Source organism: Aquabacter sp. L1I39 (assembly GCF_017742835.1).
Classification (GTDB): domain Bacteria; phylum Pseudomonadota; class Alphaproteobacteria; order Rhizobiales; family Xanthobacteraceae; genus L1I39.
The window spans coordinates 347,240-369,401 of sequence record NZ_CP072392.1; the positions used below are offsets into that span (position 1 = coordinate 347,240).

At 68.0% G+C, this 22,162-nt stretch carries 19 protein-coding genes and 1 pseudogene; 11 read left to right on the plus strand and 9 right to left on the minus strand.

Translation table 11 applies throughout. The features are described from left to right. Nucleotides 1-8 precede the first annotated feature (8 nt). Nucleotides 9-458 (plus strand): acyl-CoA thioesterase, encoded by a 450-nt coding sequence (locus tag J5J86_RS01575; RefSeq protein WP_209103158.1) that lies wholly within the window; start codon nt 9-11, stop codon nt 456-458. Nucleotides 459-529: 71 nt separating this feature from the next. Here J5J86_RS01575 and J5J86_RS01580 read toward each other — a convergent pair whose 3' ends face one another. Next, nucleotides 530-2,296, minus strand: coding sequence for a thiamine pyrophosphate-binding protein (locus tag J5J86_RS01580; protein WP_209103159.1), 1,767 nt, complete (start codon nt 2,294-2,296; stop codon nt 530-532). Nucleotides 2,297-2,408: 112 nt separating this feature from the next. Continuing rightward, a complete protein-coding gene (locus J5J86_RS01585) occupies nt 2,409-3,398 on the minus strand; it encodes a tripartite tricarboxylate transporter substrate binding protein (protein WP_209103160.1) in 990 nt (329 codons plus the stop codon). A gap of 173 nt (nt 3,399-3,571) precedes the next feature. On the opposite strand from J5J86_RS01585, the gene J5J86_RS01590 reads away from it, so the two are divergent. The 3 genes and pseudogenes from J5J86_RS01590 (at nt 3,572) to J5J86_RS01595 (ending at nt 6,895) form a co-directional block, all read left to right on the plus strand. Continuing rightward, on the plus strand, nt 3,572-4,354 hold the full coding sequence (locus J5J86_RS01590) for an IclR family transcriptional regulator (RefSeq protein ID WP_209103161.1): 783 nt from the start codon (nt 3,572-3,574) through the stop codon (nt 4,352-4,354). Between the two features lie 429 nt (nt 4,355-4,783). Continuing rightward, nucleotides 4,784-5,356: pseudogene (locus J5J86_RS24655) on the plus strand (calcium-binding protein); the annotation flags it as partial. A 30-nt stretch (nt 5,357-5,386) separates the two neighbouring features. After that, the gene (locus tag J5J86_RS01595; RefSeq protein ID WP_247657894.1) at nt 5,387-6,895 is read left to right on the plus strand and encodes a calcium-binding protein; all 1,509 of its coding nucleotides are present in this window, start codon (nt 5,387-5,389) and stop codon (nt 6,893-6,895) included. Nucleotides 6,896-7,027: 132 nt separating this feature from the next. On the opposite strand, the gene J5J86_RS01600 is transcribed toward J5J86_RS01595, so the two are convergent. From J5J86_RS01600 to J5J86_RS01610, 3 genes are all read right to left on the minus strand, one after another. Next, complete coding sequence (locus J5J86_RS01600) at nt 7,028-8,650, minus strand: ABC-F family ATP-binding cassette domain-containing protein (RefSeq protein WP_209103163.1); 1,623 nt, start codon at nt 8,648-8,650, stop codon at nt 7,028-7,030. 83 nt (nt 8,651-8,733) lie between these two features. Then, on the minus strand, nt 8,734-10,275 hold the full coding sequence (locus J5J86_RS01605; RefSeq protein ID WP_209103164.1) for an ATP-binding protein: 1,542 nt from the start codon (nt 10,273-10,275) through the stop codon (nt 8,734-8,736). Nucleotides 10,276-10,432: 157 nt separating this feature from the next. Further along, a complete protein-coding gene (locus J5J86_RS01610; protein WP_209103165.1) occupies nt 10,433-12,319 on the minus strand; it encodes a heavy metal translocating P-type ATPase in 1,887 nt (628 codons plus the stop codon). A 228-nt stretch (nt 12,320-12,547) separates the two neighbouring features. Between J5J86_RS01610 and J5J86_RS01615 the strand changes: the two genes are divergently transcribed. The 7 genes from J5J86_RS01615 (at nt 12,548) to J5J86_RS01645 (ending at nt 19,160) form a co-directional block, all read left to right on the plus strand. Next, nucleotides 12,548-13,294 carry a TetR/AcrR family transcriptional regulator gene (locus J5J86_RS01615; RefSeq protein WP_247657895.1) on the plus strand — a complete coding sequence of 249 codons (747 nt, stop codon included), beginning with the start codon at nt 12,548-12,550 and terminating at the stop codon, nt 13,292-13,294. A gap of 17 nt (nt 13,295-13,311) precedes the next feature. Continuing rightward, a complete protein-coding gene (locus J5J86_RS01620; RefSeq protein WP_209103167.1) occupies nt 13,312-14,544 on the plus strand; it encodes a metal-dependent hydrolase family protein in 1,233 nt (410 codons plus the stop codon). A gap of 35 nt (nt 14,545-14,579) precedes the next feature. Continuing rightward, nucleotides 14,580-15,800: an ABC transporter substrate-binding protein gene (locus J5J86_RS01625; RefSeq protein ID WP_209103168.1), complete on the plus strand. Its 1,221-nt coding sequence runs from the start codon at nt 14,580-14,582 to the stop codon at nt 15,798-15,800. A 156-nt stretch (nt 15,801-15,956) separates the two neighbouring features. Further along, on the plus strand, nt 15,957-16,823 hold the full coding sequence (locus J5J86_RS01630) for a branched-chain amino acid ABC transporter permease (RefSeq protein ID WP_209103169.1): 867 nt from the start codon (nt 15,957-15,959) through the stop codon (nt 16,821-16,823). Beyond that, nucleotides 16,823-17,707 (plus strand): branched-chain amino acid ABC transporter permease, encoded by an 885-nt coding sequence (locus tag J5J86_RS01635; protein WP_209103170.1) that lies wholly within the window; start codon nt 16,823-16,825, stop codon nt 17,705-17,707. The genes J5J86_RS01630 and J5J86_RS01635 overlap by 1 nt, the downstream gene beginning before the upstream one ends. Then, entirely contained in the window at nt 17,704-18,465 is a 762-nt protein-coding gene (locus tag J5J86_RS01640) for an ABC transporter ATP-binding protein (protein ID WP_209103171.1), read from the plus strand. Before J5J86_RS01635 ends, J5J86_RS01640 begins: the two co-directional genes overlap by 4 nt. Next, nucleotides 18,465-19,160: an ABC transporter ATP-binding protein gene (locus J5J86_RS01645; protein ID WP_209103172.1), complete on the plus strand. Its 696-nt coding sequence runs from the start codon at nt 18,465-18,467 to the stop codon at nt 19,158-19,160. Before J5J86_RS01640 ends, J5J86_RS01645 begins: the two co-directional genes overlap by 1 nt. Before the next feature lie 10 nt (nt 19,161-19,170). Here J5J86_RS01645 and J5J86_RS01650 read toward each other — a convergent pair whose 3' ends face one another. From J5J86_RS01650 to J5J86_RS01665, 4 genes are all read right to left on the minus strand, one after another. Further along, nucleotides 19,171-19,548, minus strand: coding sequence for a VOC family protein (locus tag J5J86_RS01650; RefSeq protein WP_209103173.1), 378 nt, complete (start codon nt 19,546-19,548; stop codon nt 19,171-19,173). A 67-nt stretch (nt 19,549-19,615) separates the two neighbouring features. Beyond that, the gene (locus tag J5J86_RS01655; protein ID WP_209103174.1) at nt 19,616-20,314 is read right to left on the minus strand and encodes a helix-turn-helix transcriptional regulator; all 699 of its coding nucleotides are present in this window, start codon (nt 20,312-20,314) and stop codon (nt 19,616-19,618) included. Nucleotides 20,315-20,381: 67 nt separating this feature from the next. Beyond that, nucleotides 20,382-21,377 (minus strand): alcohol dehydrogenase catalytic domain-containing protein, encoded by a 996-nt coding sequence (locus tag J5J86_RS01660; protein WP_209103175.1) that lies wholly within the window; start codon nt 21,375-21,377, stop codon nt 20,382-20,384. Between the two features lie 24 nt (nt 21,378-21,401). Beyond that, entirely contained in the window at nt 21,402-22,160 is a 759-nt protein-coding gene (locus tag J5J86_RS01665; RefSeq protein ID WP_209103176.1) for an SDR family NAD(P)-dependent oxidoreductase, read from the minus strand. Nucleotides 22,161-22,162 lie beyond the last annotated feature (2 nt).

A 22,162-nucleotide genomic window follows, 5' to 3' on the forward strand; every position in this document is an offset into this window, starting at 1 on the left:
GGCCGCTTATGTCCGGCACCAGCGACACCCCTCCCGCCATCGACCTGCGCCAGCGGTCATCGTTCGGCTTCTTCACCACCGAGCAGATCCGCTTCGCCGACCTCGACCTGAACGGCCACGTCAACAACCTGTCCTTCCTCGCCATGATGGAGAGCGCTCGCCAGCGCTTCATCGCCGGCCATACGCCCTTGGTGCTCAATGACGAGCAGACCTACATGCTCGTGCATCTCGAGGTGGATTTCGTGGGAGAGCTTCACTATCCCGGCGCGGTGGACGGCGCCTGCCGGGTGGTGGAGGTGCGCCGCTCGTCCGTTGTGTTCGGACAGGCGCTGTTTGCCGGCGAACGGGCGGCCGCGACGCTGAAGGCCGTCACGGTCAATGTGGACCGCCGCATCCGCAAGGCGGCGCCCTTCACGGACGACGCCCGGGAGAAGCTGCTGGCGCTGCTGGCCGCCTGAGGCGGCGCTTCAAATAAGAACGGCCCGCGAGACGATCTCGCGGGCCGTTGTCTTGCGTGTGTCCCGCGCCCTCAGGCGATGCGGTCGCCGGGCTTGATCTGCACCGTGCGGCTGTCGACGCCGGGCAGCATCTTGGAGGGATCGCGCGTCACCACCACGTCGATGACGGTCGGCACGCCGCAGGGCACGAGGGCCGCCTTCAAGGCACCCGCCACATCCTCCGGCCGCTCCACGCGGATGCCGCGGCAGCCCATGGCATTGGCCACCGCCGCATAGTCGATCTCGCTCAGGTCCGAGGACTGGTAGGCGCCCTGGCCATACATGAGGTGCTGGAGCGCCTTCACATAGCCGGAGGCGGCGTTGTTGATAACGATGACGGCGAAGTCCAATTCCAGCCGGCGGGCGGTCTCCAGCTCGCCCAGCATCATGTTGAAGCCGCCATCGCCGGTCAGCGCGAAGACCGGGGCCGGGCGGGCGGCGAGCGCCGCGCCGATGGCGCCGGGCAGGCCATAGCCGATGGAGGCCGAGCCGCGATCAGGCACGAAGGAGCGGCCGGCGCGGGGGGAATCGAACAAGAGCCCGCCCCAATGGGCCGCGAAGCCGCCATCGGCCACCAGATATCCGTCCTCCGGCATGGCCGCGTTGATCTCGGTGAGGAGGCGGGCGATGTCCACCGGCGTCTCCTGCGAGTTCAGCCGGTCGCCCACCTTGGTGCGCCAGGCCGCCATGCGGGCGGCGATGTCGGCGGGGCGGCCGGCCCAGCGGGCCGCGAGCGCCTCGCGGGACGGGGCGAGCGCGGTGGCGAGATCCTCGATGCCGAGGCGGGCATCGCCCCAGAGCTTCACGGCGGACGGCACCGTGCGGTCGAACTCCTCGGCCACGCAATCCAGGTGAATGAGTGCCTTGCCCGGGGAGGGGATGGTGTAGCGCTTGGTGGCGATCTCGCCCAGCTTGCAGCCCACCACGATGAGGAGGTCGGCCTCCTCGATCAGCGGGTTGGCGATGCGGTCATAGCGGCCGAACAGGCCCGCATTGAGCGCGCTGGCGCAGGGAATGGCGCCCTTGCCGGAGAGCGTATGGGCGACGGGAATGTTGAAGGCTTCGGCAAAGGCGGTGAGCGCCTGGGCGGCGCCGGAAATGTGCACGCCGCCGCCCGCCAGGATCACCGGCGCCTTGGCCGCGCCGATGCGGGCCGCCGCTTCCGCGATGCTCTCCCCATCGGGGCGGGTGCGCAGGGCCGGAACGCTCTGGAAGCGGGTGTCCACCTCAAAGGCGCTGACGGGGAAGTCGTGGACCGCGTGCGAGATGTCCTCGGGAATGTCGATCACCACGGGACCGGGGCGGCCGGATGTGGCCACCGTATAGGCCCGGCGCACCAGCTCAGGAATGCGGGAGACCATCTCCACGCGGATGACTTCCTTGGAGACCGGGCGCAGCAGGTCCACCTGCCGGCATTCCTGGGTCATGTTCTTCCAGGAATGGGCGCGGTGGGTGTCACCGGCCAGCACCACGAGGGGGGTGCCCGCATTCAGCGCTTCCATGAGACCGGTGACGAGGTTGGTGGCTCCTGGTCCCAGCGTCGCGTCGCACAGGCCCACGCGGCCGGACACCTTGGCATAGGCGTCGGCCGCGAAGATGCCGGCGCGCTCGTCATTGATGAGGATGTGCTTGAGGCCGAGGCGCCGGGCCGCGTCGTAGAAAGGCAGGAGCTGGAAGCCGCCCATGCCGAACACCACGCCGCCGCCATAAGCGAGGATCATGCGCGCGACGGCCTCGCCGCCGGTGATGGAATAGACGCCGTTGACGGCAGCGGACTTGAGGTCGACGTGCTGGTTCATCTGAAGGGTCCTTGAGGCAAAGCACGGCCCGTCCCGCCGCGTCCGTGCGGCAGGAAGGGGAAGTCAGGAGCCGGGGCGCGGCGCGCCGCCGGCAGGTTTGGAAAGGAAAAGGTCAGTTCACTTCGGCGCCGGAGGTCTTCACCACCTTCGCCCACTTGGCGGTTTCAGAGGAAATGAGCTTGGCCAGCGCGGCCGGGGTGCTGGAGGCGGGATCGGCGCCAATATTGTCGAACTGCTGCTTGGTGCTGGGATCGGCGAGCAGCTTCACCACCGCGGCATTCAGCTTGTCGATGATGGGCTGCGGGGTCTTGGCCGGGGCCACCAGCGCGAACCACGACAGCACCTCGCAATCGGGCAGGCCGGCTTCCGCCATGGTGGGGATGTCGGGCGCGGCGGGGGAGCGGGTCGCGGAGGTCACCGCCAGCGCGCGCAATTTGCCGGCCTTGATGTAGGGCAGCGACGAGGACAGGTTGTCGAACATGGCCTGCACCTGTCCGCTCATCAAGTCCACCACCGCCGGCGCGCTGCCCTTGTAGGGCACGTGGGTGAGCTTGACGCCGGCCACCATGTTGAACAGCTCGCCCGACAGGTGGATGGACGACCCGCTGCCTGAAGATGCGAAATAAATCTTCTCGGGGTTCTTCTTCGCCAGCGCGATGAATTCCTGCACCGTAGTGGCGGGAACACTGGGATTGACCACCAGGACATTCGGCACGGTCGCCACCAGCGAGACTGGCGCGAAGTCGCGCTCGAAATCGAACGGCAGCCGGCGATAGAGCGTGGTGTTGATGGTGTTGGCGATGGTGCTCATGAACAGCGTGTAGCCATCGGGGGCTGACTTAGCGACGAAGTCGGAGGCGATGGTCGCGCCCGCGCCGGGCTTGTTGTCGATGACCACCGGCTGGCCCAGCTCCTCGGAGAGCTTCTGGCCGACGATGCGGGCGATCTGGTCCGTGGATCCGCCGGCGGCATAGCCCACCACCAGATGGATCGGCCGGGAAGGATAGGCATCCGCCTGCGCGGGCAGGCTGCCCATGAACGGGGCGGCAAGAAGCGCCGTGGCGCCCGCAAGGGTGGACAGCAGCAGATGTCGGCGATCCATGGCGTACCTCCATCGACGGGGAGGAAGTTGACTTGTCCATATATTGGACTATAATTTCCCGTCTGATCGTCATGGAAGCTAAGTAGACCGAACAAATAAGTCAATACATAGGTTTTGGTCAGGCTTAGTGACATAAAGATAGTCCAATATATGGATATTATGGGAGAGTGGAGATGGCCGCAGGGGACGGGGAAGCCGGTGGCACGCAGAGCATCCGGCGCGCGGCCAGCGTGCTGCGGGTGCTGGCGCAGCGCAGCCAGTCCGGTGCGCGGATGGTGGACATCACGCGGGAGACGGGGCTCATCCACGCCACCGCCCACCGCATCGTGCAGGGGCTGATCGGCGAGGGGCTGGCGCGGCAGAATCCGGCCACGCGCCGCTATCACCTCGGCGCCTGGGTCTATGAGCTGGGGCTCCTGGCCGAGCCGCGCCTGGCGCTCTCCGACATGGCGGGCGCGGCGGTGGAGCGCCTGGCTGAGAAGACGGGCGACACCGTCTTTGCCGCCGTGCGGGCGGGCGGCGATGCGCTCTGCATCAAGCGCGCGGCCGGGAGCTTTCCCATCAAGGCCTTCACCATCGATGTGGGCGCGCGCATTCCACTCGGCATCGGCTGCGGCGGCCTTGCCATGCTCGCCGCTTTGCCGGAGGAGGAGGCGAACGCCATCATGGCCTCCAACGGGCCGCGCCTGCCGCAATTCGGCGATCTCGGCGTGGAGGCCATGGCGCGCCTGGTGGCCGAGGCGCGGGCGCGGGGCTATGCCACCAATCTCAGCCGCGCGCCGGGCGTGGTGGCGGTGGGCGTCGCCGTCCTCAATCCCGATGGCGGCCTAGCCGGCTCCCTCTCCGTCGCCGCCATCGAAAGCCGCCTCTCACCTGATCGCGTCGACCAGGTGGCCCGTCTGCTGCGCGCCGAGGCGCGGCGGATCGAGAAGGCGGGGGAGGTGGGGGTGGGGTGACGCGCCTTCGGTGCCGGCGGTCTGTGCTTGCCCATGCCGCCCTTGCGCCACGTCGGCCACTCCTTGTCATGGCCTTTTGGGTGCGGTGCACACCCTGCGGCCGGCGCGCAAGGGGGGGCGTTTGCGCTTCGCCCATGGGGGTGGGTCTCCTAACACCGTGAAGAGAGGTACTTTTTTAAGTCGGCTCCACCTGTCGTGCGGCGCTTGCTCGCATGCGATCCCAAATTGTGCGGCGCATCCTCCAGATGGGTGATGTGTCTGCCGCAGCGACATTCGATCCTGCCTGAGAGCCTGCTTTGGCTTCCTTGGTCTGTCTGGGGGCGGAGCGGTTTTCGAGGGGTGGGGTGGGCCATGCTCTATGACTTGACGCGCGCCGAGCTGGTGCAGGGTGATCCAAATGCGGAATTCCCCGGGCTGAACGCCCTGGGCATGTCCAGAGATGAGCAGGATGAGATTATCGCTGCCCTAGAGGCAGCGGGGGTTTATAGTCCGACAGATGAAAATGCTTTGGCCTCTGTAGAAATCAAGGTTAAAAGCCCGGTATTGGATGGGAAGGTCGAGAAGATATACGGAAATACATCAGATGCTGTAATTTATACGAACCTGGAAGGGGCCATATTCCAGGTATACAACGATTTCGATCTTCCCATTGGTGGAATAATCGCGACCAGTAATGGGCCGGACAGTGTCACTATAAGCAGTAGCGGTTTTACGGTTATCTCCGGTGATGGTCGCGATTCGATCACAACATCGGGGCGTGATTCGCACATATACGGCGGAAATGGAGATGATTTTCTTTATAGCTATTCGTACAGCGGGCATTGGGAAATGAACGAATATAGTTGGCTTTATGGCGGTGCTGGGGATGATTTCTTACAGGCCTATTATCCAGCAAATGTCCTTTTTGGCGGTGAGGGAAACGACAGTCTGCGGGGGGGGGATCGTTCTGGGTACGGTAACAGTTCGCTTTATGGTGGTTCTGGAGATGACCAGATTACCGCTGGAATCGGCAGCAACATCCTCCATGGCGAGGTGGGCAACGACACCCTTCTTGGCGGCCTTTCCACCGGCGCGGGTGACGTGGATTCCCTTTACGGCGAATCGGGCAATGACCAGCTGAGCAGCCGCACCACCCACGCTTTCATGGATGGCGGCACGGGGGCGGACACGATTGCTGGCGCGAGCGGCGCGGACACCATATTCGGCGGCGACGGCAATGACCTCATCTGGGTGACCCTGGGCAGCAACCTCGTCTATGGCGATGCCGGGGTGGACGTGATCACCGGCAGCGCGCAGGCGGGGGGCATCGATACCATTTATGGCGGCTTCGGCGACGACTTCCTGGCCACCCGCGCGGCCTCAGGCCTCCTCTATGGAGATGCGGGCAACGACCAGGTGTCGGGCGCCAGCGGTGCCGATACGCTCTATGGCGGCCTCGGCAATGACAGCATTTGGGTTTCCAGCGGCAGCAACGTGCTGGGGGGTGATGCGGGGGTCGACTTCATCCGCACCGGCAAGGTCGCCGTGGAGAAGGCGGTGGACACCGTCTATGGCGGGGCGGACGGCGACGACATCGCCTCCGAGCTCAACGGCACTCACGCGCTGCTTTACGGCGATGCGGGCGCCGACACCATCGTGGGGGTGAGCGGTGCCGATACCGTTTATGGCGGCGACGACAATGACGAGGCCTGGGTGAATACGGGCTCTAACCTGCTCTATGGCGACGCTGGCGATGACAGCCTGTCGGGCGGCCTTGATGCCGCTGGCATCGACACACTGTATGGCGGGCAGGGTAATGACTTCCTCGTCACGCAGGCGAACGGCTCGCACGGCCTGCTCTATGGCGGCGCCGGTGACGATAAGCTCGTAGGCGCCAGCGGCGCCGATACGCTCCAGGGCGACGGGGGCGAGGATGTGATGTGGGCGAATGGCGGGTCCAACCTGCTCTATGGCGAGGCCGACAACGACACGCTCTACGCCTCCTTTGGACCTGGAGGTGGGATCGACGCCCTCTATGGCGGCACGGGTGACGATTGGCTCATCGGCAGCACCAGCCTCAACGCCATGGTGGCGTTTGGTGGGGCCGGCGCGGACAGCATTGTGGGCGGTGTGTCCGCCGCCACCATGTCAGGGGGCGATGGGGATGACACCTTCTGGACCCTATCCGGCAACCACCTGATGTATGGCGATGTCGGCAACGACCTTCTCTCCATCGCCGGCGGCAGCAATACGCTTTATGGCGGCGAGGGGGACGACGACTTCTTCGTGGAGGCCGTCGGCACGTCCACCCTCTCGGGCGGCGATGGAAACGACAACTTCACCATCGCGGTCCGGGGCGGCAGCGGGTCCGTGGATGGTGGCGCGGGAGGCGATGGCCTGTGGTTCAGGGCCTATAGCCTCGCCGATGTCCAGTCTCACGCGCTGAATGCCGGGGTCACCACCATCACCTTCACGGACGGCGCCGTCTATAGGGTGAGCGATGTGGAAGTGGGCGCCTTCGGCGCGTCGGCCGATACGGTGAACTTCAGCACCTGGTCCTGACCGGCGCCTCTGCGGGAATTGGTTGCCAAGAAGGACGTCCGCCAGTGCGAAACAAGAACGCCCCGCGCTTCCACGAAGCGCCGGGCGTTTCCGTTGGCATTCACCTCGGCAGGCGCGGGGGCGCCCGCCTGCTCAATGGCGCAGGCCCGGCGCCTCCTGGCCGGTGCGGGCCACATATTCGGTGTAGCCGCCGCCATATTGGTGCACGCCCTCCGGGGTCAGCTCCAGCACCCGGTTGGAGAGGGCGGCCAGGAAGTGCCGGTCGTGCGAGACGAACAGCATGGTGCCTTCATATTCGGAGAGCGCCGCGATGAGCATTTCCTTGGTGGCGATGTCCAGATGGTTGGTGGGCTCGTCCAGCACCAGGAAGTTTGGCGGATCATAAAGCATCTTGGCCATGACGAGGCGCGCCTTCTCGCCGCCCGAGAGCACCCGGCAGCGCTTCTCCACGTCGTCGCCTGAAAAGCCGAAGCAGCCGGCGAGCGTGCGCAGCGAGCCCTGGCCGGCCTGGGGAAAGGCGTCCTCCAGGGTCTCGAACACGGTCCGCTCGCCCTCCAGCACGTCCATGGCATGCTGGGCGAAATAGCCGAGCTTCACGCTGCCGCCCACGGCGACGCTGCCCTGGTCGGGGGGCGTGGTGCCCGTGACGAGCTTCAGCAAGGTGGACTTGCCCGCCCCGTTCACGCCCATCACGCACCAGCGTTCGCGCCGGCGCACATGGAAGTCGAGGCCCTCATAGATGACCTTGCTGCCATAGGCCTTGTGGACATTCTTCAGGCTCGCCACGTCCTCGCCGGAGCGGGGCGCGGGCTGAAACTCGAAGGCCACGCTCTGGCGGCGGCGGGGCGGCTCCACCCGGTCGATCTTCTCCAGCTTCTTCACCCGGCTCTGCACCTGCGCCGCATGGGAGGCGCGGGCCTTGAAGCGCTCGATGAAGGCGATCTCCTTGGCGAGCATGGCCTGCTGGCGCTCGAACTGGGCCTGCTGCTGTTTGTCCGCCATGGCCCGCTGCTGGGCGTAGAATTCATAGTCGCCGGAATAGGAGGTCAGCGAGCCGGCGTCGATCTCCACCACCTTGTTGACGATGCGGTTCATGAAGGCCCGGTCATGGGAGGTCATCATGAGGGCGCCGTCATAGCCCTTCAGGAAGTCCTCCAGCCAGATGAGGCTTTCGATGTCCAGATGGTTGGAGGGCTCGTCCAGCAGCATCACGTCGGGGCGCATGAGCAGGATGCGGCCGAGCGCCACGCGCATCTTCCAGCCGCCGGAGAGCTTGCCCACGTCCCCGTCCATCATCTCCTGGGAGAAGCCGAGGCCCGCCAGCACCTCGCTGGCCTTGCCCTCCAGGCCGTAGCCGCCCAGCTGCTCGAAGCGGGCCTGCACCTCGCCATAGCGCTCCACCAAGGCGTCCATCTCGTCGGCGCGGTCGGGATCGGCGAAGGCGTGCTCCAGCTCGCGCAGCTCGGCGGCCACCTCGCTCACCGGGCCGGCGCCGTCCATGGCTTCCGCCAGCGCGCTCTTGCCGGACATCTCGCCCACATCCTGGCTGAAATAGCCGATGGTGATGCCGCGATCGACGGAGACCTGACCCTCGTCGGGCAGCTCCTCGCCGGTGATGAGGCGGAACAAGGTGGTCTTGCCGGCGCCGTTGGGACCCACGAGGCCGATCTTCTCGCCCTTGAGCAGCGTCGCGGACGCCTCGATGAAGACGATCTGCTTGCCGTTCTGCTTGCTGATGGAATCGAGACGGATCATGCGCGCGCGAAATCCCGTGTGGATGCTGCAGCGCGATTAGGCCATTTGCGGCGCCGGGGGAAGGGCGAAGGCCGCCCTTCGCCTCACTCGGCGGCGGAGGGCTGGGGCTCGGGCGCGCCGGGGGCGGCGTTGGGGTCGCCCGGTTCGGTCTCCCAGGCAAGGCCTGGAATGGCGACGATGCGGCGGCCCTTCCCGTCGAGCCGGGTCACGATCACCTGCCGCTCTTCCATATAAGCCAAGAGGCGCCGGGCTCGGCCGGGCGAGCGGCTGCCATAGGCATGGGCCACCTCCGCATCGGAGGGGCAGGGGCGGCGATCATGGGCGGCGCGGGCTAGCGAGAGGAACACGCCCTGCATGTCCTCCGGCAGGGCGCTGGCCATGGTGATGACCTCCGCCCAGGGGGAATCCTCGGCTTCCGCCTCGGCGATGTCGATGCCCGCATGGGCGACCGCGAGGCGACGCCGGAATGCGGACAAGGAGAGCGCCTCGCCCCCCACGCGGCGGATGCGGCAGCGCACCAGGAAATCCTGGTAGAGCACGGCGATGGTGCGAAAGCCCGCGTCCGGCTCGGCCAGGATCTCGCGCAGGGCGGCGTCGATGGCGGCCTGGCGCTGCTCCGGCGACAAGGTGGGCACCGGGGTGGGGGGCTCGGGCACGGGCGGCGGGGCGGCCGGGGTGGTGCGGGCAAGCTGGGCGAGCACGTCGGCGGTGGGCGCCACCGGCGGCGGACGGCGCGGCACCAGGAGGCGGCTTTCGTCGGCACCCGGCGTGAAGATGAGGTCGTGCGCCTCCTCGCCGGAGGCCGGGCCGGGCAAGGGCAGGAGCTTGGGGCTGGTGGAGCGGGCGGAGGTTTCCACCGGTCCGATGCGCACGGGCAGGGGCCGGCGGGCCATGGCCGGGCCGAGGGCGACGAAGTTGCCGCTCTCCAGGTCCCGGAACATCTCCGCCTGCCGGCGCTCCATGCCCAGCAGGTCGGCGGCGCGGGCCATGTCGATATCGAGGAAGGTGCGGCCCATCAGGAAGTTGGAGGCTTCCGCCGCCACGTTCTTGGCGAGCTTGGCGAGGCGCTGGGTGGCAATGACGCCGGCCAGGCCCCGCTTGCGGCCGCGGCACATGAGGTTGGTCATGGCCCCAAGCGAGACCTTGCGCGCTTCGTCCGAGACCTCGCCGGCAGCGGCGGGGGCGAACAACTGCGCCTCGTCCACCACCACGAGCATGGGATACCAGACGTCGCGGTCGGCATCGAACAGTCCGCCCAGGAAGGCGGCGGCGGCGCGCATCTGCTGCTCGCTGTCGAGCCCTTCCAGGTTCAGCACCACCGAGACGCGATGCTGGCGCACCCGCGCAGCGATGCGCTGGAGATCGGCCTCGCCCCGCTGGGCATCCACCACCACATGGCCGTAGCGGTCGGCCAGCGTGACGAAATCGCCCTCCGGGTCTATGACCGCCTGCTGCACCCAGGGGGCGCTTTGCTCCAGCAGGCGACGCAGCAGGTGCGACTTGCCCGAGCCCGAATTGCCCTGCACCAGCAGGCGGGTCGCCAGCAATTCCTCCAGGTCCAGCACGGCCGTGCCTCCGCCGGAGCGGGTGCCGAGGTCGATGGACACCTTTGCGGGCGCCGTCATCGGGCCGGGCGTCCTGCGGGGAGGGGCTGGAAGATCATGGCCGTGACTCATATCGATTCGCGCCAGGGGTTCAACTGCGCGGCGGCGCGCATCTGTGTCCTTTTGAGGTTTTTTGATACCTCTGAAGCGCATGTTCAGCCGCAAGGCCTTGCCCCGCCTAGACATCCTGAATGGGAATTCTCAGCAGCTTGACCGAGTTCAGGAACACCAGAATGTCGGGCCCGAGGTGCAGGAGTGCCGCCTCCACCGGGCCGATCCAGCCCAGCAGCGCGGCGGTGATGCCGGCCACATGGACGACCCCGACGCCGAAGATCAGGTTCTCCTTGATGGTGCGATAGGCCCGCCGGGCGATGGCGCGGGCGCTGACGATGCGCATCAGGTCGTCGGTCATCAGGGCGATGTCGGCGGCCTCCAGTGCGGCCTGCGTGCCCCCGCTGCCCATGGCGATGCCCACATCCGCCCGCGCCAGGGCCGGGGCATCGTTGATGCCGTCGCCGATCATGGCGACGCGCGCGCCTTGCTTCTGAAGCGCGGCAATGGCGCTCACCTTGTCCTGCGGGCGCAGGTTGGCGCGCGCGTCGTCGAGGCCAAGCTCCGCCGCGACGGTGGCGGCGGTCGCCGCATTGTCGCCGGTGAGCATGACAAGGCGGCGGACGCCGGTGGCCCGCAGCCGGCTGAGGGCTTCCCGCGCATTGGGCCGGATGGTGTCGGCGATGAGGATGGCGCCGACGAACCGCCCGTCCACGGCCACATGCAGTGGGGTGCGGCCACCTTGTTCCACAGGCGCGTCGAGGGCGACGCCATTTTCCCGCAGCAAGGCCGGGTTGCCCACAAGCACGGGCCGCCCGCCAACGACCGCCTTCACGCCGCGCGCGATGATCTGCTCATACTGGTCAGGCTCCGCCACGGGCAGGCCCAGGGCCTCCGCATGGGCCACCACCGCCTCGGCGAGCGGATGGGCCGAGCGCCGGTCGGCGGCCGCCGCCAGGGCCATAATCTCTGCCTCGGTGAAGGCGGGATCGCGGATCTCGACGCCGACCACCCGGGGCGCGTTGGCGGTGAGCGTGCCGGTCTTGTCGAACACCATGGTGTCGATCTTGGCGAGGCTCTCCAGATAGATGCCGCCCTTCACCAGGATGCCGCTGCGCGCCGCGCGGGCGATGGCGGCGATAATGACGAGCGGGGTGGCGAGCCCCAGCTCGGCGGGTGAGGTGAAGATCAGCAAGGTGACGATGGTGCGCACATCGCGGGTATAGGCATAAACAGCCAGCAGGAAGATGAGCACCACCGGGATCAGCCAGGCCGCCACCTTGTCGGTGAGCTTCTGCACCGGCGCCTGCTCCGCGCCCGCGCTTTCCACCAAGGCGACGATGCGGGCGAAGGTGGTGTCGGTGCCCACCTGGGCGGTTCGCACGTCAAGCGCGCCTGCGACAAGAATGGTGCCGGCATAGACGCCATCCTCGGCGGCCTTGTCCTTGGGCACGCTCTCACCGGTGATGGGCGCCTCGTCCACGGAGCCCATGCCCGCGACCACGGTGCCATCCACCGGGATCTTCTCGCCCGCCCGCACCAGCACCACATCGCCGGGGCGCAGGGCTTCGATGGGCACGGCATGCTCGCCGTCCGCCGCGCGGACGAGGGCGGTCTGCGGCACCGAGCCGACGAGGTCGCGGATGGAGGCCCGCGCGCGGTCCATGTTCAGGTCGGCGATGAATTCCGCGATCAGGATGATGACCATCAAGATCGCGCCGGCCACCGTCTCGCCGCCGATCAGGGCGATGATCGTGGCGATGGTGACGAAGATCTCGGTGCCGATCTTGCGATCGTGGATGAGGTCGTGGAGCCCGATCCGCACAAGGGGATAGAGCCCGATGGCCACTGCCAGCCACAGCGCCTCGATGGGGATCAGCGCACGCCAATAGAGCAGGGCGGCCAGGCCCGCTATGGCGATGCGGACGAGGGCGAACCAGCGCTCGGGCGTCATCAACTCGGACCAGCGCACCGGAGGGGGCGTGGTTGCGGAGGATGGGGACGGAACGCTCATGGGTCATGCCTCGCAGCGTCTTGTCGGGCCATATGCCTGCGCCTTCCCCTCCTGGATAGCAGGACGGGGGCGCCCGGCAATGTTCACCGCGCCGCAGCCTGGATTTCGGGCGTGCCGACCGGCTGCCGCAATCCTGGGCACATGCCCCCTGGACGTGCAGATATAAACAGACTTGACTGTTTGTAAGTGTAGTGCCTTGCTGTGCCCGCAATTCGGACGGGGGCGAGGGTGGCGCAGCGCAGACGATCCCAGCATGAGCGGACGGCGGAGACCTCCGCGCGCCTGCGCCATGCCACCATCGACCTGCTGCACGACCAGGGCTTCTCGCGCCTCTCCACCCCCCAGATCGCTGCCCAGGCCGGCGTCTCGCGGGGCGCGCTGACCCACCATTTCTCCAGCAAGGAGGAATTGGTGACGGATGCCATCAACGACATGCTGGAACGCGTCACCGTCGACCTGCACCGCTTTGCCGAGGACTTTTCCGCGCGCGGCGGGTCGAGCGACGAGATCGTCGACTATATCTGGCAGATGATGTCGGACCGGCTGTTCTATGTGACCATGGAATACTTGCCGGAGGCCCGGCACAATGACGAGTTCAAGGACCGCCTCATCCCGGTGGTGAAGAAGTTCCATGCCGGGCTCGATGCCGTCTGGATGGCGCTGGCAGACCGGCGCGGGGCGGATGCCGCCCATACCCGCACGGTGATGAACACCACCATGTGCCTCGTGCGCGGCATGATCGCCCAGACCGTGCTGCGCGAGGATCCGGCCTATTACCGGGAGATGCTGTCCTTCTGGAAAACCCAGGTGGCGGCCCAGTTTCCCGAGGAACGGCCCGCCGCCGCGCCGCCTGCGGAAGTCCCTGCCGGGCCTGCCAAGGCCAGTACCGCTGGCGCGAAGTCCTCTGGCGCCAAGACCGCACCTGCCAAGATTGCCCCTGCCAAGACTGTCCGCGCCGCGCGCGGGCCAAAGTGACAAACCGGAGCTGACCCATGGCCTTTCTCTTCACCAATGCCCGCATCGTCGATGGGACCGCCCCCGAGCGCGGCGCGCCGGTGGACGTGCTCGTCGAGGGCGAGCGCATCAAGGAGGTGGCGCCGAAGATCAGCGCGGCTGGGGCCGAGGTGGTGGACCTGAAGGGCCGCACCCTCATGCCGGGCCTCATCGACGCCCATGTGCACACCATTGCCTGCCTTGCCGATCTCGGCGCCAATGCCAAGCTGCCGGACAGCCTCGTCGCCGTGCGCGCCATGAAGCTGCTGGGCGAGATGCTCCTGCGCGGCTTCACCACGGTGCGCGACCTCGGCGGCGCCGATCGCGGCCTGAAGGTGGCGGCGGCGGAAGGGTTTCTCCCCGCGCCCCGCATGGTCATCTGCGGCAAGGCGCTGAGCCAGACCGGCGGCCATTGCGACTTCCGCGGCCCCTATGACGACCGCGAGACGCCCCGCACCGGCTTCCGCCTGGGCGCGTTGGGCCGCGTGGCGGACGGGGTGCCGGAGATGCGCCGCGCCGCCCGCGAGGAGATCAAGGGCGGGGCCGACTTCATCAAGATCATGGCCAATGGCGGCGTCGCCTCGCCCACTGATCCCATCCATTTCCTCGGCTTTGCCCGCGAGGAATTGCTGGCGGTGGTGGAAGAGGCGCAAAACGCCGGCACCTATGTGTCGGCCCATCTCTATACGGACGAGGGCATCCGCCGGGCGGTGGAGTGCGGCGTCCATTCGCTGGAACACTGCAACCTGATCCAGGCCGACACCGCGAAATTCGCGGCGCAGCAGGGCGCCATCGCCGTTCCCACCCTGGTTACCTATGACAAGCTCTCTTCCGAAGGCGCCGCCATGGGCTTCCCGGCGGGCTCCATCGCCAAGATCGACAGCGTGCGCCTCGCCGGCATGGAATCCATCTCCATCATGCGCGAAGCCGGCCTGCCCATGGCCTATGGCTCGGACCTGCTGGGCGAGATGCATCGCCACCAGTCGGAGGAATTCGTCATCCGTGGCCGCGTTCTGCCGGCCCATGAGGTGATCGCCTCCGCCACCACCGTCGCGGCGAAGCTGCTGCGCATGGAAGGACAGATCGGCACCATCGCCGCCGGCGCCTTCGCCGACCTCATCGTGGTGGAAGGCGACCCGCTGGCCGACTTGTCCCTGCTCACCGGCCAGGGCCGCCACATGCCGCTCATCATGAAGGGCGGCGCCTTCGTCAAGCAGTCCGCTTTGTCCTGAACCAATAAGACCCTCCAGACCAAAGGAACAAGACCGTGACACTTTCTCGTCGCCAGACGCTCGCGGGCCTTGCGGGCACGCTCCTTCTCCCCGCGCTCACGCGCGGCGCGTTCGCCCAGACGGCGGCGTTCCGCATCGGGGCGCTCAACCCCGTCACCGGCGCCGGCGCCCCCTATGGCTCCGGCATGCAGAAGATGATCCTCGCCGCCGCCGAGATGGTGAACGCGGCGGGCGGTGCCGGCGGGCGCACCCTCGAAATCTCGGCGGAGGACAGCCAGACCCAGCCGCAGGCGGCCGTGCTGGCGGCCAAGAAGCTCATCGAGGTCAACAAGGTGCAGGCGATCCTGGGGACCTGGGCCTCGGGCGTGTCGCTGGCGGTGGCCCCGCTGACCAATGATGCCGGCATCCTCTTGATGAACACCTCGGGCGCGCCGGCCTTGTCGGTGCCCCCCGCCAATGCCAAGGGCCTGCTCTATCGCTTCCAGGCCACCAATGACCGCTTCGGCCGCGCGTTCGCGGAAGTGGCCAAGAAGGAAGGCTTCAAGCGCCCCGCCACCATGGCCTTCAACAATGCCTCCGGCATAGGCAACACCGAGGGCTTCAAGAAGGCCTGGGAGGCGCAGGGCGGCAAGGTGGTGGCCGAGGTGGTCTATGAGCCCAACCAGCCGAGCTATCGCGCCGAGTTGCAGAAGGTGCTGGCCGCCAAGCCTGACGTGATCGTCATGGGCTCCTATCTGGCCGACACCACCATCATCCTGCGCGAATGGTTCCAGACCGGCGAGACCACCAAGTTCATCATCCCCGCTTGGGCGGCGAACCCGCAACTGGTGCAGGCGCTGGGGCCGGAGGTGACCGAGGGCATCATCGCCGTCGACAGCATCTCCAACGAGGGCTCCGACGCCTTCAAGGCCTATGATGCCGCCTACCAGAAGGCCATGGGCCAGTCGGGCCTGTCCAACGTCTATGCGGCCATGACCTGGGACATGGTGGTGGTGTTGGCGCTCGCCATGGAGGCGGCGGGCCCCAATGCGGATGTTGCCGCCATCGCCGCCAAGCTGCGCGAAGTGGCCGGGCCCGGCGGCAAGCCCGTCTCCACCTTCGCGGAAGGCAAGGCGGCGCTGAAGGATGGCAAGATCGACTATCAGGGCGCCTCGTCCATCCTCGACTTCGACCAGTATGGCGACGTGACGCCGGACTTCTCGGTCTCCTTCGCCTCCAAGGGCAAGATCGAGCGCAAGTATGTGGTGAAGCTCTGACCTGACACGGGGCCGGCCACATGTGTCGGCCGGCCTCCCTCTTCGCCTTTCCCTGTGCCGCCCGCCTTCGCGCGGGACGAGGACCTTGCCCGTGACCCCGTTTCTTCTCCCGCGCCGCCGTGGCGCCTGCCCTCGCGCCCGCTCCGTGAGCCGCTCATGAGCGGTTTTCTGGAACTCGCCATTTCCGGCCTCATGTCCGGGCTCGTCATCGGGCTCGCGGCGCTGGCGCTGACCCTGGTGTTCGGGGTGGCCCGCTTCGCCAATGCGGCGACGGGAGATTTCATGACCTGCGGCGCCTATGCCGCGCTCGCGGGCTTCACCGCCACCGGCTCCATCGTGCTGGGTGGCCTGGTGGGGCTCGCGGCCGGGGCGCTGGTGGGGGTGCTCTCCTATCTCCTGGTGTTCCGGGTGCTCGAGGGTCGGCCTTCGGTCTCGGCGCTGCTGGCTTCCATCGGTGTCGGCTTCGTCATCCGAGCGGTGCTGGGGCTGATCTATGGCCACGGCCAGCAGGTGTTCCAGCTGCCCCTGGTGCGGCCCTGGCGGGTCTATGACCTGCGCATCCAGCCCAATGACCTGAAGATCGGCATTGCCGCCCTCGCCACCCTGGCCGTGGTCTTCCTCATCCTGCACGCCACCCCCATGGGCCGGCGCATGCGGGCGGTGGCGGATGATCCCATGCTGGCGCGGGTGTCGGGGATCGCGCCGCGCAAGGTGATGCTGGGGCTCTGGGCGATGGGTGGCGCAGTGGCGGCGCTCGCCGGCGTGCTGCTGGGCATCAAGACGGTGGTGTCGCCGGAAATGGGATGGGAGATGCTGATCCCCGTCTTCGCGGCGGCGGTGCTGGGCGGCATCGGCCATCCGGTGGGGGCGGTGGTGGCGGGCGTGCTGCTGGGCGTGCTGCAGGAGATCGCCACGCCCTATGTGGGGTTCACCTACAAGCTGGCGCTCGCCTTCGTGGTTCTGCTGATCGTGCTTCTGGTGCGGCCCAAGGGCCTGTTCGGCCGGGTTGAGGGGGTGCGCTGATGGACGCCTATCTGATCGCCATCGCCATTATCGGCGCCATCTATGTGCTGCTCGCGCTGGGGCTGAACCTGCAATATGGCCTGACCGGCATCGTCAATTTCGGCCATGTGGGCTTCTTCTGCGTGGGCGCCTACACCACCGCGATCCTGTCCACCCATTCCCTGTCCATGCTGATCACCTTCCCGCTCGCCGCGCTCTTTGCCATGCTGGCGGCCTGGCCGCTGGGCCTTGCGAGCATCCGGCTGCGGGAGGACTATTTCGCCATCGTGTCGCTGGGCTTCTCGGAGGTGGTGCGCCTCGTCGTCACCTCCGAGCGCTGGCTCACCCAGGGCGTTCAGGGCATTCCCGGCATCCCGAAGATGTTCGGCATGCTCTCCGGCACCACCCAGGCCTTGGCGGTGCTCGGCCTGCTGGTGCTGCTGAACCTGCTGGCGGTGGCCGCCATGGTGCGCATCGTGCGCTCGCCCTTCGGCCGCATGATCGAGGCCATCCGCGACAATGAGGAGGCGGTGAAGGCGCTGGGCAAGGATCCGGCGGGCTTCAAGATCCAGGTCCTGGTGCTGGGCGCCGGGCTCGCGGGCATCGCCGGTGCCATCTATGCCCATTATATCGGCTACATCTCTCCCGACCAGTTCGTGCCTCTCATGACCTTCCAGGTCTGGATGGCCATCATCATGGGCGGCGTGGGGCGCATTTCGGGCGCGCTGGTGGGCGCGCTCCTGCTGATGGTGTTCCTGGAGGGTTCCCGCTTCCTGCGCGATCTCATGCCCTTCATCTCGGAAGTGGCCATGGCGAGCGTGCGCCTCGGCGTCGTGGGCCTCGCCCTCGTCCTTTTCACCATGTACCGCCCGCAGGGCCTGATGGGGGATTTCACCCGCAAATGACCCTCTCCATCCAAGGACTGACCAAGGCCTATGGCGGCCTGCGCGTGGTGGACGATGTCCGCTTCGAGGTGCCCACCGGGGCACTGGTGGGCGTGATCGGGCCGAACGGGGCCGGCAAGTCCACCCTCTTCTCCCTCGTCACCGGGTTCCTGGCGGCGGATGCCGGCGACGTGGCCTTCGAGGGCCGCGCGCTTGGCCGCGCCAGCCCCATGGAGCGGGCGCGCGCCGGCATGGTGCGCACCTTCCAGGTGCCGCGGGAATTCTCCCACCTCACCGTGCGCGAGAACCTCATGGCCGCAAGCCCCGGTCAGGCGGGGGAGGGACTCCTCTCCGCCTTCTTCCGACCCGGCCTCGTGAAGGCGCAGGAGGTCCGCAATGCTGAGAAGGCAGAGGAGACCATCGCCTTCCTGCGCCTCCAGAAGGTGGCGGACCTGCCGGCCGGGCGCCTCTCCGGCGGCCAGAAGAAGCTGGTGGAGCTGGGCCGCGCGCTGATGACCGGCGCCCGCATGATCTTGCTGGACGAGCCCTTCGCCGGCGTGAACCCGGTGCTGATCGAGGAATTGTCCGTGCGCATCCGCGAACTGAACGGCCGGGGCATCGGCTTCCTCATCATCGAGCATGACCTGCCGGCGCTGAACCGTCTCGTCTCGACCCTGCATGTGATGGATCGCGGCCGCCTCATTGCCTCCGGCACGCCGGGCGAGGTTCTGGCCGATCCCAAGGTGCGGGACGCTTATCTCGGGGGAGCGGCCGCGTGATGCTGACCATCGAAACCCTCGCCGGCGGCTATGGCGAGGTGAACATCCTCAACGGCATCGACCTGACGCTCTCGGCGGGCGAGATCCTCACCGTCGCCGGCACCAATGGCGCCGGCAAGTCGACGCTGGCTAAGGCGGTGGTGGGCCTGCTGCCCCGCGTGGAAGGCCGGGTGCTGCTGGAGGGTCGGGACATCACCCATCTGCCCGCCGAGGCGCGGGCCCATGCGGGCATCGGCTATGTGCCGCAGGTGGCGAACGTGTTCCCCTCCTTGTCCATCCGCGACAATCTGGCGGTGGTGGAAGGGGTGCGCGACAAGACCGCCCGCATCGAGGAAATGTTCGCCCTGTTCCCCGCCCTTGCCGAGCGGCGGCGGGCGCGCGCGGGGAGCTTGTCGGGCGGCGAGCGCCAGCAGCTTGCCTTCGCCCGGGCCCTGATGACGCGCCCGGTGGTGATCGTGCTCGACGAGCCCACCGCCGCCTTGTCCCCCGCCAAGGTGGACGAGAGCTTCGCCCGCATCGCGGACTTGGCCAAGACGGGGACGGCGGTGTTCCTCATCGAGCAGCGCGCCCGGCAGGCGCTGGCCATCTCCCATCGCGGCGCGGTGCTGGATGGCGGCAAGGTGGCGCTGGAAGGCCCTGCCGCCGATCTGCTTTCCGACGAGCGGGCGGCCAAGCTCTATCTCGGCCAGGCCTGAGCGAACCCGCTCAGGCCGCTTCCGGCGCCATCGCATAGACCCGCAGCCAATGCCCGTCGGGATCGGCTGCGACGAAGGTGCGGCCGAAATCCAGATCCGTCGGCGGCATAAGGATATGGGCGCCCTTGGCTGCCCAGTCCGCATGGGTGGCATCCACGGCGGCGGCATTGGCGAGGCTGAGGCCGATCTCGCCACCGCCCACGGCTGATGGAGAGGCGGGCGTCACGCCCTCCCGCCGCCAGAGGCCGAGACCGGTGCCGGTGGGCAGGCGGAAGAAGACGAAGGTGGGGCTCTCCTCCACCGGCGCGATGCCAAGGAGCCGGGCATAGAAGGCCCCGCTGACCTGTGCGTCGGCCACGTGGAGGAGGATGGAGGTGTTCACGAACATGGTGGGTTCCCGTCATTGAGACGGGCGCACCCTATGGGAGCCTGCTGTCAGTTTCTGGCAGTAGGGTTCATCCGTCCATGGATGGCGGAAGACCCTGCTGCGCCCGCCATTCCCGCAGCAGCACCTGGCGGCGGCGGGGATAACGCTCCTCCCGCATCTGTGCTCCCATCAGTCGATCGGTGCGGAAACTGCGGAAGTCCTCCCGCGTTTCGCACCAGCCCAGCAGGACGCGGGCGTGATCGAAATAAGCCAGTGCGAACGGCCAGATGACGCGCTGCGTCCGGGTGCCGGATGCATCTTGATAGGCGATGGAGAGCTTGCGTTCCGCCCGGATGGCCGCGCGCAAGAGGGCCTGCTCCACCATGTGCTCAGGCTGCGGTGCCGCCGGCCCCACCAGCAAAGGCGAGGGCAGGGTGGCCGGGTGGAAGTCGGGCGGCAGCACGGCCAGGATGCGGGAGAGGGCGCGCCCTGCCGCTGCGCGCAGGGCCTCGTCCCCCCGGTTCGTCACCCATTTCATGCCCAGCATCACCGCCTCCATCTCCTCGGCCGAGAACATGAGCGGCGGCAGCAGGAAGCCGGGTTTCAGGACATAGCCCACCCCCGCCTCACCCTCGATGGTGGCGCCCTGGGCCTGGAGGCTGGCAATGTCGCGATAAAGCGTGCGCAGGCTCACTCCGGTCTCGTCCGCCAGCACGCGCCCGCTCACCGGGCGGCGGTGGCGGCGCAGGACGTCGAGAAGCAGGAGGAGGCGTTCGGAGCGGGACATGACCGGAGCGGGTGGATGGAGGCCGCCCGATCATGGCAGCCCCCGGCCCCGGACGCCACGGGGCCTCTCACACGCGCAGCACGATCTTCGCCGCCGCCGTGCGCCCGGCGTCGATGTCGGCGAAAGCACGCGGGCCGTCGGCGAGGGGGCGTTCCTCGATCCAGTCGAGGGCGCCGAGCCGGCCGGAGGCGAGCGCGTCCACCGTCGCCCGGAAGTCGGTGGGGGTATAACAGTAGGTGCCGGTGACGATGATCTCCTGGAGGGTGATCCGCCGCACGTCGAAGCCCGCTTCGCCCGGCAAAAGGCCCGCATGGACGATGACGCCGCCCGGCCGCACCAGCCGGCTGGCAGCGGCGCGTGTTGTTTCCGCGCCCACCGCATCGATGACGAGGTCGATGCTGCCGTCGGACGGCTCGTCCCCATCGCCCGGCGCATAGCACACGAAGTCGCCCGCCCGCCGCACCGTTTCGCGTCGACCCGCATGGGGCTCGGCGAGATAGATCCGCGCCGCGCCCTGCATGCGCAGCACCAAGGCGGCGGCGAGACCGATGGCGCCGCCGCCCAGCACCAGGCAGCGCGCGGCGGGCAAGGGCTGACCCAGCAGCCGGGCGCCCGTATTGACCGCGTGATAGGACACCGCCACCGGCTCGGCCAGCGCCGCATGGGCGATGGGCAGGTGCTCCGGCACAGCGACCAGATTGCGCTCCGGCACCCGCACCAGCTCGGCAAAGGCGCCGGGACGGGGCGGCATGGAGAGGATCTGGCGGGAGGGGCATAGATGGGGCCGACCGGCCTCGCACGTGGGGCAGGTGCCGCAGGTTACCAGCGGATTGACGGTCACCCGCTCCCCCGCGCGAGGACCGGAGGCAATGCGCCCCGCCGCCTCGTGGCCGAGCACCAGAGGCGCGGGGCGGCGGGCGTCATGGCCGTGATAGGCATGCATGTCCGACCCGCAAATGCCCACCGCCTCCACCCGCACCAGCACCTCGTCATTGCCGGGGACGGGCTCAGGCTCGGTGCGCAGTTCAAGGTGGTGGGGGCCAGTATAGACCAGGGCTCTCATTGGGGATGTCCGCTCAAGACTGGTTCATTTGGCGGTGAAGCCGCCGTCTACCGCCAGGATCTGGCCGGTGACATAGGCCGAGGCGTCGGAGGCGAGGAAAACGGCGGGGCCCACCAGGTCCTCCAGCCGGCCGTTGCGGCCGATGGCGGTCTGGGCGGCATTGGCGCTCGCGCGGGCCTCGTCCTCGAACACGGCCTGCGTGAGGGCGGTGGGAAAGAAGCCGGGCGCGATGGCATTGCAGGTGATGCCGTGGCGCGACCAGGCTTCCGCCGTCGCCCGCGTGAGCTGGGCCACCGCGCCCTTGGCGGCCCCATAGGGCGCGGAATTGGGGAAGGCGCGGAAGGATTGCAGTGAGGCGATGTTGAGGATGCGCCCCCAGCCGCGCTCCGCCATGCCCGGCGCCAGGTCCCGCGTCAGCAGGAAGGGCGCGCGCACATGCACCGCCATGTGGAGGTCGAAGGCCTCCGCGCTCACCTCGCCGAAGGGCTGGCGCAGATTGATGCCGGCGGCATTCACCAGAATGTCCACCGCGCCGGCTTCGCGCGCCAGCGCCTCGGCGGCGCCGGGGGCGGCAAGGTCGGACACCAAGGCGGCGGCTGTGATGCCGTCGCGCTGGAGATCATCCACGGCGGCGTTCAGTTCCGCCACGCGCCGAGCGGCGAGGATGACCCGCGCGCCGGCCTTGCCGAGGGCGGCACCGATGGCCAGTCCGATGCCGGAACTGCCGCCGGTGACGAGGGCCGTGCGGCCGGTCAGGTCGAAGAGGGACGACAAGGCGAACATGG

Excerpts from the sequence above, each read along its gene's own strand:
- J5J86_RS01590 (WP_209103161.1), top strand. The coding sequence starts at position 3,572 with ATGGCCGCAGGGGACGGGGAAGCCGGTGGCACGCAGAGCATCCGGCGC.
- J5J86_RS01630 (WP_209103169.1), top strand. The coding sequence starts at position 15,957 with ATGAGCGGTTTTCTGGAACTCGCCATTTCCGGCCTCATGTCCGGGCTC.
- J5J86_RS01620 (WP_209103167.1), top strand. The coding sequence starts at position 13,312 with ATGGCCTTTCTCTTCACCAATGCCCGCATCGTCGATGGGACCGCCCCC.
- J5J86_RS01605 (WP_209103164.1), bottom strand. The coding sequence starts at position 10,275 with ATGACGGCGCCCGCAAAGGTGTCCATCGACCTCGGCACCCGCTCCGGC.
- J5J86_RS01575 (WP_209103158.1), top strand. The coding sequence starts at position 9 with ATGTCCGGCACCAGCGACACCCCTCCCGCCATCGACCTGCGCCAGCGG.
- J5J86_RS01665 (WP_209103176.1), bottom strand. The coding sequence starts at position 22,160 with ATGTTCGCCTTGTCGTCCCTCTTCGACCTGACCGGCCGCACGGCCCTC.
- J5J86_RS01650 (WP_209103173.1), bottom strand. The coding sequence starts at position 19,548 with ATGTTCGTGAACACCTCCATCCTCCTCCACGTGGCCGACGCACAGGTC.
- J5J86_RS01585 (WP_209103160.1), bottom strand. The coding sequence starts at position 3,398 with ATGGATCGCCGACATCTGCTGCTGTCCACCCTTGCGGGCGCCACGGCG.
- J5J86_RS01610 (WP_209103165.1), bottom strand. The coding sequence starts at position 12,319 with ATGAGCGTTCCGTCCCCATCCTCCGCAACCACGCCCCCTCCGGTGCGC.
- J5J86_RS01655 (WP_209103174.1), bottom strand. The coding sequence starts at position 20,314 with ATGTCCCGCTCCGAACGCCTCCTCCTGCTTCTCGACGTCCTGCGCCGC.
- J5J86_RS01645 (WP_209103172.1), top strand. The coding sequence starts at position 18,465 with ATGCTGACCATCGAAACCCTCGCCGGCGGCTATGGCGAGGTGAACATC.
- J5J86_RS01580 (WP_209103159.1), bottom strand. The coding sequence starts at position 2,296 with ATGAACCAGCACGTCGACCTCAAGTCCGCTGCCGTCAACGGCGTCTAT.
- J5J86_RS01640 (WP_209103171.1), top strand. The coding sequence starts at position 17,704 with ATGACCCTCTCCATCCAAGGACTGACCAAGGCCTATGGCGGCCTGCGC.
- J5J86_RS01660 (WP_209103175.1), bottom strand. The coding sequence starts at position 21,377 with ATGAGAGCCCTGGTCTATACTGGCCCCCACCACCTTGAACTGCGCACC.
- J5J86_RS01600 (WP_209103163.1), bottom strand. The coding sequence starts at position 8,650 with ATGATCCGTCTCGATTCCATCAGCAAGCAGAACGGCAAGCAGATCGTC.
- J5J86_RS01635 (WP_209103170.1), top strand. The coding sequence starts at position 16,823 with ATGGACGCCTATCTGATCGCCATCGCCATTATCGGCGCCATCTATGTG.